Origin of the sequence: Pseudomonas sp. PS01303, assembly GCF_029959385.1 — a bacterium.
In the GTDB taxonomy this organism is placed as follows: domain Bacteria; phylum Pseudomonadota; class Gammaproteobacteria; order Pseudomonadales; family Pseudomonadaceae; genus Aquipseudomonas; species Aquipseudomonas rustica.
Map to the genome: position 1 here is coordinate 13575 of NZ_JASCPK010000016.1, position 14965 is coordinate 28539.

Below are 14965 nucleotides of genomic sequence, written 5' to 3' on the forward strand. Positions count from 1 at the left end.
CAGAGGGAGAGGGGGCCGACCGAGGTGTCTGGCGTTTTACATCGACCTGAACGACCGAGTCGATTATGGATTCGGTAAAGCAGGTTCACGTCGGCGGACATCGCCAATATCCCCCAATCAGTCCCCTCTCCCAGTGGGAGAGGGCTAGGGTGAGGGTGTGCTTCTAGCCCTTCATCCCCAACCGCTTAGCCATCCGCCCAAGATTCGCCCGATCCAGCCCCAGTTCCCGCGCCGCACTCGCCCAGTTATCCTGATTCCGCTCCAGCGCCGCACTGATCAACCGCCGCTGATACTCCTCAGTCGCACTGCGCAAATCACCGTTAATCAACGGCGCCGTCGCAACAACATCGGCAGCCGCGGCGGCAGAGTTATCCACAAGCTCACGCGGCAAATCCAGATCCGCTGCACTCAAACTCAGAATCTTCGGCCGCACTTTGCAGTTACCCAACGCCTTCAACGCACTGCGCCCAATCAAATGCTCCAGCTCGCGCACGTTGCCGGGCCAGGTATAAGCGAGCAGCGCTTCCTGCGCATCGCTGTTCAGACGCAGGCTATTAAGGCCCATGCGCGAACGGTTCTGCTCCAGAAAGAAACCGCTGAGCAACAACACATCCCGCCCACGATCACGCAGCGCCGGCACACGCAGCGGGTACACACTCATACGGTGATAGAAGTCGGCACGATAGCGACCGCTGCGTACTTCCTCGGCCAGATCGCGGTTGGTCGCGGCGATCAAACGCACATCAACTTGATGCTCTTTATCCGAGCCCAAACGCTGCAACTGCCCGCTCTGCAACACCCGCAACAACTTGGCCTGCACCGTCAGCGACAGTTCACCCACTTCATCGAGAAACAGCGTGCCGCCATTAGCCAGTTCAAACTTGCCACGACGGTCGCTGGTGGCGCCGGTGAACGCGCCGCGCACGTGGCCGAACAGTTCGCTTTCTACCAAGGTGTCCGGCAGCGCGGCGCAGTTGAGGCTGATGATCGGTTTGTCGGCGCGCGGGGAGGCGGCGTGGATCGCTTGAGCCACCAGTTCTTTGCCGACCCCGGTTTCGCCAGTGATCAGCACAGTCAGATCGCTGCCGCCGACCAGGTTGATTTCCTCCACCAAGCGTTTGAGCGCTTTGCTCTGGCCGATCATTTCGCGGTTTTGCTGACCGCTGGCTTGGCGGTACACCTCGGCGCGCTGATGCTCGTCCTCCGCGCGAATCGCCAGTCGTTCGATGCGCTCGGCCGCGTTGACCGTGGCCGAGGCCAGACTGGCGAACGCTTGCAGAGCATCCAGTTCGATCGGCTCGAAACGTTCCGGATCGAGCGCGTCGAGGGTGATCAGCCCCCAGAGTTTTTCATCGACAAACAGCGGGCAGCCGAGGCAGTCGTGGACTTCCAGATGTTCGTCGAGCCCATCGACCAAACCGTCATAAGGATCGGGCAAGTCGCTGTCGGCGGCGAAACGCGTTGGCCCGGCACCGGCCAGAAGGATTTCGAAGCGCGGGTGCTCGCTGACCTTAAAACGGCGGCCAAGGGTGTCGGTACTCAAACCATTGACTGCCAGCGGCACCAGCGATTCACCGTCGAGGCGCAACAACGCGGCGGCATCGCACGGCAGCAGGGCGCGCATGGCTTCGAGCAAGCGTCGATAACGCTCGCCCTCGGGCAGTTCGCGAGACAGGTCGGAGACTAATGGCAGTAGAGCGGTAAGCAGAGATTTGGCAGTCATGGTTGTGTAGTCAAAGAGACAAGATGTAGTCGAGATGACTATAAAACCCTTTGAGTCGTTATGACTACATATTTCTCAAGCCATTGATTTATAGGGATTAAAAAGTTGGCACGGAAACTGATATGACTCAGATAACTTTTTCAAGAAGCTCAGGAGTCACTCTTATGCTTAGCGTCCAGGATCGTGCCATCGTCAAATCCACCGTGCCTCTGCTGGAAAGCGGCGGGGAAGCGCTGATCACGCACTTCTATCGCATGATGCTCTCTGAATACCCGGAAGTACGCCCTCTATTTAATCAGGCGCACCAGGCCAGCGGCGACCAACCGCGTGCTCTGGCCAACGGGGTCTTGATGTACGCCCGCCACATTGATCAGCTTGATCAGTTGGGCGATCTGGTGGCGAAAATCATCAACAAGCATGTGGCCCTGCAGATTCTACCGGAGCACTACCCGATTGTCGGTACCTGCCTGTTGCGGGCAATCTCTGAAGTGCTCGGTGACGAAATCGCCACCCCGGAAGTGATGAGCGCGTGGGGCGCGGCGTACGGTCAACTGGCCGACATTCTGATCGGTGCAGAAACAGCCATCTACGACGAGAAAGAACACGCAGTAGGCGGCTGGCGTGGGGCGCGCGACTTTATCGTCGCGGCCAAAGTTGAAGAGAGCGCGGAAATCATCTCGTTCTACTTCGAACCTGCCGATAAAGGCGCGATTCTGGCGGCCGAGCCGGGTCAGTACATCGGCATGAAGTTGATCCTCGATGGCGAAGAAATCCGCCGCAACTACTCGCTGTCGGCGCTGGCTAATAAAGGTCAGTACCGCATCAGCGTTAAACGTGAACCGGGTGGTCGTGCGTCGAATCACTTGCACGATCAACTGCACGTCGGCGCGAGCATTCAGCTGTTCCCGCCATCGGGCGAGTTCACCCTGACGGCCAGCGATAAACCGCTGGTGCTGATCAGCGGGGGCGTGGGTATTACGCCAACATTGGCGATGCTCGAAGCGGCGCTGGAAACCGAGCGTCCTGTGCACTTTATCCACTGCGCGCGCAATGGCGGCGTGCATGCGTTCCGCGATTGGGTCGATGGCTTGGCGGCGCGTCATCCGCAGCTCAAGCGTTTCTACTGCTACGCCGAAGACGATGGCGTGAGCCCGGCGGCGGACAAGGTCGGCATGTTGAGCCTGGAGCAATTGGGCGAGTGGTTGCCGGAACAGCGCGATGTCGACGCTTACTTCCTGGGGCCGAAGGGGTTCATGGGTGCGATCAAGCGTCACCTGAAAGCACTGGGCGTGCCGGAGCAGCAGAGCCGTTACGAGTTCTTCGGGCCGGCTTCGGCTTTGGAGTAACCCCCAGCAAAAGATCGCAGCCTTCGGCAGCTCCTACAGGGAAAGGGTGTAATAACTGTAGGAGCTGCCGGAGGCTGCGATCTTTTGATCCTGGATTTAATGAATCCTTAACCGCTTTATCGTTTATTCCCCCGGTGTAGACTTGCGACAACTTTCAGCCGCACGCCGGCTGAACCATGGACATACAAGGGAAACGCGATGAGCGAGGAAACAATGCGGTTGGGACGTGAGCGGCGCTTTCTGGTGCTGTTGGGCATCATCTGCCTGGCGCTGATCGGTGGGGCGTTGTACATGCAGATCGTGCTCGGTGAAGCGCCATGCCCGCTGTGCATCTTGCAGCGTTATGCGTTGCTGCTGATTGCGATCTTCGCGTTCATCGGCGCGGCCATGCGTACGCGTCGCAGCATCACCGTGTTCGAAGCGTTGGTGGTGATTTGCGCACTGGCTGGCGCTGCCGTCGCCGGGCACCACGTGTACACGCAGTTCTATCCGGCAGTGAGCTGTGGCATCGATGTGCTGCAGCCGATTGTCGATGATCTGCCGCTGGCGAAGATCTTCCCGCTGGGCTTTCAGGTCGACGGTTTCTGCTCGACGCCGTACCCGCCGATCCTCGGCCTGTCGCTGGCGCAATGGGCGCTGGTGGCGTTCGTGTTGGTGGTGATTCTGGTGCCGCTGCTGACCTCGCGTAACCGCAAGTCACTGCGCTGAGTCAACTATTCGGCAAGCAAGCCGATACAGAAAACGCCTCGATTTGCGGATCAGTAAATCGGGGCGTTTTGCATTTCAGAGACTTTGTGAAAACACCGTGACGAACGGCAACGGAGGGTGCGACAGGTGTGCGACATGTTGTCACACGCGGTGTGTCGCAGGGCTTCGCGAGGGGCTGGATTGGCCTCCTGTTACACAAAAACATTGGTCTGTTTCGGCAATTTTCTGCTTTTAAGCACAAACGCTCGAACAGGCAGTTTTAACACGCTCTGGCAAATGGCCAGAGCCCTTGTGTTATCGGGCTTTACGCTGATATCGCTGTGGGAAAAAGCCATCAGAGCTGTCTGAACTGAGGCGGGTAGACCTACAATTTTTGGTGTTTTTGTTGAGAATCGATTTCGATAACATGTGGAACTTTTGCAAAAATGGCGATGGATTGTTGCTCGAACGGATAAAAATTATTTCGGGATAAGACATGGTGTATAGGGCGCTACCTATCTACAATCGCCCGCACTGAATTCCCGGCACTGTTCAGCCTTTATTAAGGAGGCGAGCAGGAAGTCGGGTGTCGAGTGAGTCGTTAGGCTTCCAAGACACCCAGGTGTCGGTGCCTTCCAACTTTCCGCACCAAATGGAATTGGTCTGTAACTAGGCCTTTGACCACGAATTCGAATAAGAACTCACCGCTGTCCCAGGATTTGTCGAGCGTCTGACGCGAGACGGGCGGCCCTTATTCAATCCAAAGAAAATGCCAACCCTTGGCAGGGTGAAGTGTTGGCGATCAAAACCCAACTGCATTGCGCAAGCTGCTTTAGAGGTCGTGAGATGAGTAAAAACAGGTACCCCAGATTACTAGGCCTAGTGCCGCTGCTCGGCACGTTGTTGCTGGGAGGCTGCAACATGACCTTGCTCAATCCAACGGGCCAGGTCGGCCTGGAACAGCGCAACCTGATCATCACCGCGACCCTGCTGATGCTGTTGGTCGTTGTGCCGGTTATCGTCATGACCTTCCTGTTCGCCTGGAAATACCGCGCGTCGAACAAGAACGCTGTCTACACCCCGAAATGGTCGCACTCGACCAAAATCGAAGTGGCGGTGTGGACCATCCCGGTTCTGATCATTATTGCCCTGGGTTACATCACTTACATCTCGACTCACGAGCTGGATCCGTATCGTCCGATCGAATCCGACGTCAAGCCTGTGACCATCGAAGTGGTCGCGCTGGACTGGAAGTGGCTGTTCATCTACCCGGAACAAGGCATCGCCACGGTCAACAAGATCGTGTTCCCGGCGCACACGCCAATCAACTTCAAGATCACCTCTGACGCTGTGATGAACTCGTTCTTCATCCCGGGGCTGGGCGGCCAGATCTACGCGATGGCGGGCATGCAGACCAAGCTGCACCTGATCGCTGACCGTAACGCTGAAATGGACGGTATCTCCGCCAACTACAGCGGCGCGGGTTTCACCGGCATGAAGTTCAAAGCTATTTCCACCACTCAGGAAGATTTCGACGCCTGGGTAAGTGAAGTCAAGAAGTCACCTAAACAGCTTGATCAAGCTGAATACGCAGCCCTTGCCAAGCCAAGCCAGAACAACCCAGTCGAGCTCTACTCCTCGGTCACGCCGAACCAGTTCCAGATCATCGTCGACAAGTACGAAGGTATGAAGCCGGGCAAGCCGCTGAAGCACGAGAAGAAAGAGAAAGAAGTGGCGGCCACGGAAATTGACTCGAGTTCGCATTCAGCTGCCGGGGCAGAGGAGTAAACGATGTTTGGTAAATTAAGTTGGGAAGCAGTCCCATTCCACGAGCCGATCGTGATGGTGACCATCGCCATGATCGCCCTCGGTGGTCTGGCGCTGTTCGCTGCAATCACCTACTTCAAGAAGTGGACGTACCTGTGGACCGAGTGGTTGACCTCGGTTGACCACAAGAAAATCGGCGTGATGTACATCATCGTCGCCATGGTCATGCTGCTGCGCGGTTTTGCCGACGCCATCATGATGCGTACCCAGTTGGCCATGGCCACCGAGGGTTCGCCTGGCTACCTGCCACCTGAACACTATGACCAGATCTTCACCGCTCACGGTGTGATCATGATCATCTTCATGGCGATGCCATTCTTCACCGGCCTGATGAACCTTGCAGTGCCGCTGCAGATCGGCGCGCGTGACGTTGCGTTCCCGTTCCTGAACTCCCTGAGCTTCTGGCTGCTGGTGTCCGGCGTTGTGCTGATCAACCTGTCCCTGGGCGTTGGCGAATTCGCCAAGACCGGTTGGGTTGCTTATCCACCGCTGTCGGGTCTGCAGTACAGCCCTGGCGTGGGCATGGACTACTACATCTGGGCGCTACAGTTATCCGGGTTAGGTACGACGTTAACCGGGGTTAACTTCCTCGCGACCGTACTGAAAATGCGTACCCCTGGCATGAAACTGATGGACATGCCGATCTTCACCTGGACCTGCACCTGGGCAAACGTTCTGATCGTGGCTTCGTTCCCGATCCTGACCGCTACCCTGGCACTGCTGACCCTTGACCGTTACATGGATTTCCACATTTTCACCAATGAACTTGGTGGCAATCCAATGATGTACGTCAACCTGTTCTGGGCGTGGGGCCACCCTGAGGTTTACATCCTGATCCTGCCGGCATTCGGCATCTTCTCGGAAGTGATCTCGGCGTTCACCGGCAAGAAACTGTTCGGCCACCACTCGATGATCTACGCCTCGGGCGCGATCTCGGTACTGGGCTTCATGGTTTGGCTGCACCACTTCTTCACCATGGGTTCGGGTGCAAGCGTCAACGCCTTCTTCGGTCTGGCGACGATGCTGATTTCCATCCCGACGGGTGTGAAGCTATTTAACTGGCTGTTCACCATCTACCAAGGCCGTCTGCGTTTCACCAGCCAGGTGCTGTGGACTTTGGGCTTCATGGTGACCTTCGCCATCGGCGGCATGACCGGCGTACTGCTGGCCATCCCGGGTGCTGACTTCGTTCTGCACAACAGCCTGTTCGTGATCGCGCACTTCCATAACGTGATCATCGGCGGTGCGGTATTCGGTTACATCGCAGGTTTCGCGTTCTACTTCCCGAAAGCGTTCGGCTTCAAGCTGCACGAAGGCTGGGGTAAAGCAGCGTTCTGGTTCTGGATCTCCGGCTTCTTCGTCGCGTTCATGCCGCTCTATGCACTGGGCTTCATGGGCATGACCCGTCGTCTGAACGCCACCACCAACCCTGAGTGGGTACCGTACCTGTACGTTGCCATGTTCGGTGCGGTGATGATCGCTGTCGGTATCGCCTGCCAACTGATTCAGCTGTACGTCAGTGTGCGTGACCGCAACAAGCCAGAGAACATTTGCGATCACGGTGACCCGTGGAATGCACACACTCTGGAATGGTCGACTTCGTCGCCTCCGCCGTTCTACAACTTCGCTGTGCTGCCAAAAGCTGACTGCATCGACCCGTTCACCGAAGCCAAGGAAGACGGTACTGCGTACCAGCGTCCGGCCAAGTACGAGCCGATTCACATGCCGAACAACACCGCCACTGGCGTGGTGATGGGCGCACTGTTGACCGTCTTCGGTTTTGCCATGATCTGGCACATCTGGTGGCTGGCCATCGCGAGCCTGGTAGGCACTGTTGTCTACTTCGTGATCCACGCTGCACGTGACGATCAGGGCTATATGGTTCCGGTTGAAACGATCGAACGTATCGAAGCCGAGCAGCACAAGCGTCTGGTCGCGGCAGGGAAAATCCCGGCCAATGCCACCCGTGTTGAAACCTCGTTGGAACAGGCTTAAACCATGTCGAATTTAGTGACCAATGCTGGACACGCCCATGGTGAACATGGGCACGATGACCATCACCACGATTCGGGCGAGATGACCGTATACGGTTTCTGGCTCTACCTGATGACCGACTGCATTTTGTTTGCGTCGATCTTCGCGGTATACGCGGTACTGGTAAACAACGTCGCCGGTGGCCCGTCGGGCCACGACATCTTCGAACTGCCATACGTGCTGGGCGAAACCGCTCTGCTGTTGTTCAGTTCGATCACCTACGGCTTCGCCATGCTGGCGTTGTACAAAGGTAAGAAGCAGCAGGTTCTGGGTTGGTTGTTCATGACCTTCCTGCTGGGCGCAGGCTTCATCGCCATGGAGATCAACGAGTTCCACCTGCTGATCTCCGAGGGCTTCGGTCCTAGCCGTTCGGGCTTCCTGTCCGCGTTCTTCACCCTGGTCGGTACCCACGGTCTGCACGTATCCGCGGGTCTGATCTGGATGGGCATCATGATGTACCAGGTCAACAAGCACGGCCTGACGGCGACCAACAAGACCCGTCTGAGCTGCCTGAGCCTGTTCTGGCACTTCCTGGACGTGGTGTGGATCTGCGTATTCACCGTTGTTTACCTGATGGGGACCCTGTAATGGCTAACGCACACTCCCATGACAGCCACGACGACGCCGGCCACGGCAGCGTCAAGTCCTATGCAATCGGCTTCATCCTGTCGGTGATCCTGACTGCGATCCCGTTTGCTCTGGTGATGTACCCGTCGTTGCCGAAGTCGATCACGCTGATGATCGTTCTGGCCTTCGCCGTGATCCAGGTGGTTGTCCACCTGGTGTACTTCCTGCACCTGGACCGCTCGGCTGCGCAACGTAACAATGTGATCGCCTTCGTGTTCGCCGCGATTGTGATCGTGCTGCTGGTTGGTCTGTCGTTGTGGATCATGTTCAGCATCCACACGTACATGATGGCGAAGTGAGGTAGACCCGATGTCGCTTAAGCACTTTATCCAAATCACCAAACCGGGGATCATTTTCGGTAACGTGCTTTCTGTGGCAGGCGGGTTCTTCCTGGCCTCGAAAGGGCATGTCGATCTGGCGGTGTTTCTGGCAGCCATGATCGGCACGTCCCTGGTCGTCGCCTCCGGTTGCGTGTTCAACAATTGCATCGACCGCGACATCGACCTGAAGATGGAACGCACCAAAAACCGCGTGCTGGTGCAGGGCTTGATCTCCCTGAAACTGGCACTGGTTTACGCGACCATCCTTGGTGTTCTCGGCGTTGCCTTGTTGTACAAGGTGGCCAACCCGTTGGCTGCCCTGTTCGCCGTAATCGGCTTTGTTATCTACGTCGGCTTCTACAGCCTGTACCTCAAGCGCAAGTCAGTTCACGGCACGCTGGTGGGCAGTCTGTCGGGCGCCATGCCGCCAGTGATCGGTTACGTTGCCGTAACCAACAGCTTCGACATGGCCGCGCTGACGCTGCTGGTGATGTTCAGCCTGTGGCAGATGCCGCATTCCTACGCCATCGCAATCTTCCGCTTCAACGATTACCTGGCCGCATCGATTCCGGTGCTGCCAGTGAAGCGCGGGATTCAAGTGGCCAAGAAGCACATCCTGCTCTACATCCTGGCGTTCCTCGTAGCGACCTTGATGCTGACCTTCAGCGGCTACGCCGGCATGAGCTACCTCGCTGTCGCCGCAGCCATGGGCATGTACTGGTTGTACATGGCCTGGACTGGCTACAAAGCGGTGGATGACACGGTCTGGGCACGCAAGCTGTTCGTGTTCTCGATCTTCACCATCACCGCGTTGAGCGTCATGATGTCCCTGGACTTCAAGGTGCCGGCGGAGCTGCTGCTGACGTATGCGCCGTAAGGTTTAAAGGCTTGAAGAAAAACCCCGCACATTGAGAGATGTGCGGGGTTTTTTGTTGGGTGAGTTAAGGGACTCGCCTCATGAACTCATCAAACAGTGGAACAGTAAACGCGATGAGTGCGTATTCAGGGCTGTAGATCATGCCTTTTTTGATCAGGCTGTCGCGTACTGGCCCTAGACTTGTAGCGTTTCTCCCCAGCTTCTTGGCGACGTCGGCAGAGCGTTGCGGCCCCTCTCCCAGCTCAGCCAAACAACGCATGTAATCCCTTTCGGCAGGCGTCGTACGATCAAAACGCACCCTGAAGAATGACTCGTCGAGCTTGCGAATGCTTTCCTCTGTGGCTGCCTGTGCATCCTCTTCAGTAATGATCTGATCTTTTGCAATGTTCCAAGCGGTATAACCCCATTCCTGAAGAAAGTAGGGATAGCCATGGGTTTTCTGAAAAATCTCGCGTAATGCGCCGTCAGATATTCTGGCGCCTTCATCTTCAACGGGATCACGTAAAGCTTTCCAGGCGTCCACTTCCAATAGCGCCCCCAATCGGGGGAACTCGAAAAGTCTCTCGGCATAGCTTTTGGCATCACCTGCCTGCCCGGCGAGCTGCGGCAGCCCCGCACCAAACAAGATTAAAGGTAACGCGGCCTGGTTGATTGCGTGTATTCCGCGGATCAAAGCGCCGAGTTCATCTTTGGAGAGATACTGCAATTCGTCGATCAATATGACGATCGGTTGACCTGCGTCGCGGGCTGCTTCTGCAGTGGCTATCAGGATATCTCGCAAATCATCTTCAAGATTTCCGCTATCGGCATAACCCGCTTCAGAGTCGCCACCCAGCGTAACCTCCGCTCCCCCGGCTGCAATGGTGATGTTGCCAATGAAGCTGCGGAGGATCCGAATTCCTCTCTTTACGGTCTCAACCGTGTTTTGTACGCGATCAAGACGTAACAGCAATCGGCGTAAAACTGGAATCAGCAGTTGTTTTAGCTCTGCACCATCGTGGGCTTCCTGCATCTCGGCGAGATAGCCTTGAGACACTGCTCTGTCTTTAATTTGATTCAGAAGCACTGTTTTCCCGACGCCCCGCAGTCCCAATACCATTAGAGACTTAGCATGCTTGCCGCGTTTGATTCGTGCGAGTGCGGTGTTAGCCGTTTCCAGTACCTCGGATCGCCCCGCGAGCTCTGGGGGAGAAACGCCGGCTCCGGGATTGAAGGGATTTGTATTCTTGTCCACGGCTTAATCTCATACGAACTTATAGATAGTTATAGTGAGATGTGGCTATAACTATAAATAAGTTGCTAGATGGTTGCTCCACAGGCGATGCCGGGAGCAAATTTTGATGTTAGTAACGACCTTGACCGGGGTCGCCGAGAGAGGCAATCGTAGCGATGTGCTGGCCGAGAGTTGATCGCGCAGGTTCGAACTGACAAAGCCTTTAAAATCAGTCACTGGAGAGGCGGTTGCGCAGTGATCCCGAAATCTCTAGATTTGGATCCAAATATTTCGATGGGTTCGTCGGTGTTTTTAGTACGGCGTTCATCTGTCGTAACTCGTGGTTAAATCATAAAAAGGCTGGGCGACATGACTGAGAGGATGACCTGCGACGAACGCTTTATTGCCCTGGCACAAGAGCTGAATTACGACATCTATGGCGAGAACACGGCTGGCGGTAATTACGCGCCGCTGATTCGTCATCATGATGAGCTGTACATCAGTGGCATGGTGCCGCGCACTCACGGCAAGATTCAGTATCCCGGTCGCGTTGGGCTGGAGCTGACGCTCAAGGATGCGCAGGCGGCGGCGAGCATCAGTGCGATGCGGTGTCTGGCGCTGATTGTTGATGCGGTGGGGTCGCTGGACAAGATCAAGGCGTTGTTGCGGGTCACGGTGTATGTGAAGTCGACGCCGGATTTCGTCGATTTGAGTGAAGTGGCCAATGGTGCTTCGGATGTGTTCAGCCATGTGCTCGGTGACGCCGGGCGTCATACGCGGACGACGGTGGGGGTGTATCAGTTGCCGAAGAATGCGGCGATTGAAGTGGACATGATTGTGGCGTTGCATCCATCGGCTTGAGTCTGATCTCGCGAATTGCCCTCACCCTAACCCTCCCGAAACGTCGGACCGCCCGTAGGGAGAGGGGACTGACCGAAGTGTCTTGAGCTATTCATCGACCTGCAAGACAGTGGCGATTGTGGATTCGGCACAGCACGTTCATTTCGGCGTACTTCTACAATATCCCCCAATCGGCTCCCTCTCCCTCGGGAGAGGGCTGGGGTGAGGGGCCTCGGTGTAGGCCATCCCACTAAACCCCGAAAACCAAAAAGCCCCACACTGAATCCCAGTGCGGGGCTTTTTCGTCAGCGCTGAAAATTACTGCGCAGCGATGCTGTACCCATCAAACGCTGTCTGCTTCTGCAGTGCAGTGATGATGTTCTTGCGGTTCACGGCCTGCTCGGCGCCGTCGTTATCAACGAAGACTTCGCTTTCCAGTTCCGCCTCTTCGCCTTCACCGACGAAGGTGAAACCGAGGAACTCCAGCGCTTCACGATCAACATTCAGACGCGAACGCGGTGTGCGCAGTGGCAGGTTCACGCTGATGCCGTCTTTGCTGATGGTGAAGATTTCGACTTCTTTCTTCTTCGCAGCCTTGCTCTTGCCGCCGCTCGGGTTGCTGATCGCCTGATGGGTCTGATTCAGCACTTTGAGGGCCAGGCCGTAAACGATTTCCTGGAACGCCGGATCGTCCTTGAAGCTGGACAGGATGCGGCCAATCGAAAACTTGCTGCTCAGGTCTTCGAGGGCGGCGAGGTCGGCGGCTTCGGCGTCTTTCAGAGCCTTGAGTTCGCCCATCAGCTCGTAAGCCTTGTCGTCGTCGAAGCTGTCGTGAGCGTGACGGATCGCGGCGCGCAGTTCGCGGATCTGGTCGCTTTCGCGGGTCGACTGGAACGCGTCCAGCACCATCTCGCTGATGATTTTGGCTTGTGGCAGGTGTTGTGAAAGATTGATGGAGTTTTCGTATTCCGCTTTGGACGATTCGGTGACTACGGATTCAGCGGTGTTGAAATCGGACATTGAAATTTCACTACTTTTTAACTTGAGTGGAGATGAGCAAGCCCGAGGGCTTTTTCAGGTCGACTAATTTAGGGGAGCGGGGCGGCGTTGTCACGGAGCAACGGGCCGGCGGTCTCAACTATTTGGCCGGGGTGTGCAGATTCATTGAACGTACCATCCATTGCTCGGCGGTTTGCTGATCCGTTGGCAGCGAAAAGCGAAACGTCGCGCCGCGCCCATTAACGTCCAGCAACTGAATGTCGCGTCCATGCAATTGCAAGATGCGGTGCACGATGCGCAGACCCAAGCCGCCATCCCGTCGCGCGCCACCGATATTGAACGGGCGCAGGAACAGCCCTTCGCGCAATTCAGGCGCAATGCCTGGGCCGGTGTCGCTGACCGTAACATCGACCAAAGCGCCATGGGGTTTCAGATCGAGTTCGATTTCGCCGCCCTGTGGCGTGTGCCGCAACGCGTTATCCACCAGATTGGTCAGCACCCGTTCGATCAGCCCAAGGTCGGCGCAGACCGTTGGCAGGTTTGGCACAAACTGCGCCTTGAGTTCGACCTGTCGTGCCTCAGCGGTCAGTTCGAATTTCTGAAATATATCCTGCACCAGATCGGTCAGGGAGAAACGCTCAAGCACCGGTTGTACAAACCCGTGTTCCAGCCGCACCAGTTCCAGCAGCGATTGCGCCAGACCGCCGACCTTGCGGCTCTGATCCAGCGCGATGCCCAGATAACGCCGGCGTTCTTCCGGTGACAGCGTGGCGTCCTTGAGTGAAAGGGTTTCCAGATAGCCGTGCAGCGAGGCCAGTGGCGTGCGCAGGTCATGGGAAATATTCGCCACCAGTTCGCGGCGTTCCTGATCCTGACGGGTCAATGAGCGCCACTGTTCGCCGAGACGGTTTTGCATCTGCCTGAAAGCCGCGTCAAGAACGGCAATTTCATCCGGGTCGGCGGATTTATCCACAGGCGCTGTGACCGGTTGCGGTGCTCCATCGATATCAAAACGGCTGACGGTATCGGTGAGTCGCCGCAACGGTCGGGTAATCAGATTGAATGCGGTGAGACCGGCGATCAAACACAGCAGCGCGACCAGTCCGATCGACAACAGAGCAGTATTGAGCGCGGCGCTGGTCGCCCCGCGTTCGGCGAAACGGTCGTGTTCTTCGCTAAGCAACACCACGTACAGATAACCGGCGGGTTTGCCATTGACCTTCAGCGGTGCGGCGCTGAAGACTTTGCGTCCGTCCACGCTGCGCGGATCGTCGCCGAGGATCGGCAAGGGCTGGTCGTTGAGCAATTGGCGAATCGGCGCCAGATCGACCTGCTGCCGAAGTATCCGGCCTTCAGGCGCGGCGCTGCCGACAACCTTCCCTTCACCGTCGAGCAAATACACTTCGACACTCGGATTAACCAGCATCAATTGGCTGAACAGTTGGCGCACGGCACCGGGCATCAAGCCGTTGCTGTCCATCAGCACGGTGTCGTGGGCGATGTGTTGCGCCAGATCCCTCGACAACCCTTGCACCACTTCCAGTTCATGCATCTTGCTGGAGCGCACCTGCAGCCACGCCGATGTGCCGCAGCACACCAGCAGCAACACGGCGAAAACGATAGACAGGCGCTGCGTCAGGGTCAGTTTCATGGCTGCTCGGTACCGAATTTATAACCACGGCCCCACACGGTGAGGATGCGCGTCGGCTGTGCCGGGTCTTTTTCGATCTTTGCCCGCAGACGATTGATATGGGTATTGACCGTGTGCTCGTAACCCTCATGGCTGTAACCCCAAACGGCGTTAAGCAGATCCATGCGCGAGAAGACTTTGCCCGGTTGGCGGGCGAAGAAATACAGCAGGTCGAACTCCCGTGGCGTGAGATCCAGGCGCTGACCGTCGAGGCTGACGTCGCGGGTGATCGGGTCGATGCTCAGCCCATCGAGAATGAGGCTGCCGGCATCCATCTTCAGATTGCGCGCCATCGCGTCGACCCGGCGCAACAGCGCTTTGACCCGCGCCACCAGTTCCAGCATCGAAAACGGTTTGGCCAGATAGTCATCGGCTCCCAACTCCAGACCCAGAATCCGGTGAAGTTCACTGGAGCGGGCGCTGGTGATGATGATCGGTGTGTAGCGCGCCATGGCCCGGGCGCGGCGGCAGATTTCCAGACCGTCGACCCCCGGCAACATCAGGTCGAGGATCAGCGCGTCCCAATGGCCTTGTTGCAACAGGCGCATGCCCTCGTCGCCGTCGGCGCTGTGGGTCACCTCGAATTGTTCATCCCGCAAATGCAGGCAAATCAGGTCGGCAATGTGCTGGTCGTCTTCGACCACGAGAACGCGTTTGGTCTGTTCCATGAAGCTCAATCCTTCGGCGCGATTGACGCATTGTGCGGGTTTTTCCCGTGGCGAGTTATCACGAATTCGTTAACTCCCTGTGAGGATTTGGCGATCAATCCAAGCCTAGGCTGT

13 protein-coding genes are annotated in these 14965 nt (G+C 56.9%); 8 read left to right on the forward strand and 5 right to left on the reverse strand.

All coding sequences use genetic code 11. The annotated features are described in order from the left end of the window. Window positions 1-163 precede the first annotated feature (163 nt). A complete protein-coding gene (norR, locus tag QMX93_RS07825; protein WP_282354305.1) occupies window positions 164-1723 on the reverse strand; it encodes a nitric oxide reductase transcriptional regulator NorR in 1560 nt (519 codons plus the stop codon). A 164-nt stretch (window positions 1724-1887) separates the two neighbouring features. Between norR and hmpA the strand changes: the two genes are divergently transcribed. From hmpA to cyoE, 7 genes are all read left to right on the forward strand, one after another. Next, a complete protein-coding gene (gene hmpA / locus QMX93_RS07830; protein WP_212548779.1) occupies window positions 1888-3069 on the forward strand; it encodes an NO-inducible flavohemoprotein in 1182 nt (393 codons plus the stop codon). A 198-nt stretch (window positions 3070-3267) separates the two neighbouring features. Then, complete coding sequence (locus tag QMX93_RS07835; RefSeq protein WP_282354314.1) at window positions 3268-3777, forward strand: disulfide bond formation protein B; 510 nt, start codon at window positions 3268-3270, stop codon at window positions 3775-3777. A gap of 825 nt (window positions 3778-4602) precedes the next feature. Continuing rightward, window positions 4603-5544, forward strand: a complete 942-nt coding sequence (gene cyoA / locus QMX93_RS07840; RefSeq protein ID WP_008084799.1) for a ubiquinol oxidase subunit II — start codon at window positions 4603-4605, stop codon at window positions 5542-5544. Window positions 5545-5547: 3 nt separating this feature from the next. Then, complete coding sequence (cyoB, locus tag QMX93_RS07845; RefSeq protein WP_053123588.1) at window positions 5548-7578, forward strand: cytochrome o ubiquinol oxidase subunit I; 2031 nt, start codon at window positions 5548-5550, stop codon at window positions 7576-7578. Window positions 7579-7581: 3 nt separating this feature from the next. Next, the gene (gene cyoC, locus QMX93_RS07850; protein ID WP_042560958.1) at window positions 7582-8205 is read left to right on the forward strand and encodes a cytochrome o ubiquinol oxidase subunit III; all 624 of its coding nucleotides are present in this window, start codon (window positions 7582-7584) and stop codon (window positions 8203-8205) included. Beyond that, complete coding sequence (gene cyoD / locus QMX93_RS07855; protein WP_053123586.1) at window positions 8205-8543, forward strand: cytochrome o ubiquinol oxidase subunit IV; 339 nt, start codon at window positions 8205-8207, stop codon at window positions 8541-8543. The genes cyoC and cyoD overlap by 1 nt, the downstream gene beginning before the upstream one ends. Before the next feature lie 10 nt (window positions 8544-8553). Next, a complete protein-coding gene (gene cyoE / locus QMX93_RS07860; RefSeq protein WP_053123579.1) occupies window positions 8554-9441 on the forward strand; it encodes a heme o synthase in 888 nt (295 codons plus the stop codon). A gap of 64 nt (window positions 9442-9505) precedes the next feature. On the opposite strand, the gene QMX93_RS07865 is transcribed toward cyoE, so the two are convergent. Beyond that, on the reverse strand, window positions 9506-10675 hold the full coding sequence (locus QMX93_RS07865) for an ATP-binding protein (RefSeq protein ID WP_053123577.1): 1170 nt from the start codon (window positions 10673-10675) through the stop codon (window positions 9506-9508). Window positions 10676-11023: 348 nt separating this feature from the next. On the opposite strand from QMX93_RS07865, the gene QMX93_RS07870 reads away from it, so the two are divergent. Further along, window positions 11024-11515, forward strand: coding sequence for a RidA family protein (locus QMX93_RS07870; RefSeq protein WP_034156086.1), 492 nt, complete (start codon window positions 11024-11026; stop codon window positions 11513-11515). 297 nt (window positions 11516-11812) lie between these two features. Here the strand turns inward: QMX93_RS07870 and QMX93_RS07875 are convergent, their stop codons facing one another. The 3 genes from QMX93_RS07875 to QMX93_RS07885 all read right to left on the reverse strand — a co-directional run bounded on the left by QMX93_RS07875 (window position 11813) and on the right by QMX93_RS07885 (window position 14851). After that, on the reverse strand, window positions 11813-12514 hold the full coding sequence (locus QMX93_RS07875; RefSeq protein WP_282354335.1) for a hypothetical protein: 702 nt from the start codon (window positions 12512-12514) through the stop codon (window positions 11813-11815). A gap of 118 nt (window positions 12515-12632) precedes the next feature. Then, window positions 12633-14144, reverse strand: a complete 1512-nt coding sequence (locus QMX93_RS07880) for a HAMP domain-containing sensor histidine kinase (RefSeq protein WP_212545556.1) — start codon at window positions 14142-14144, stop codon at window positions 12633-12635. Further along, window positions 14141-14851, reverse strand: coding sequence for a response regulator transcription factor (locus QMX93_RS07885; RefSeq protein WP_159814006.1), 711 nt, complete (start codon window positions 14849-14851; stop codon window positions 14141-14143). Before QMX93_RS07885 ends, QMX93_RS07880 begins: the two co-directional genes overlap by 4 nt. Between the last annotated feature and the right edge of the window lie 114 nt (window positions 14852-14965).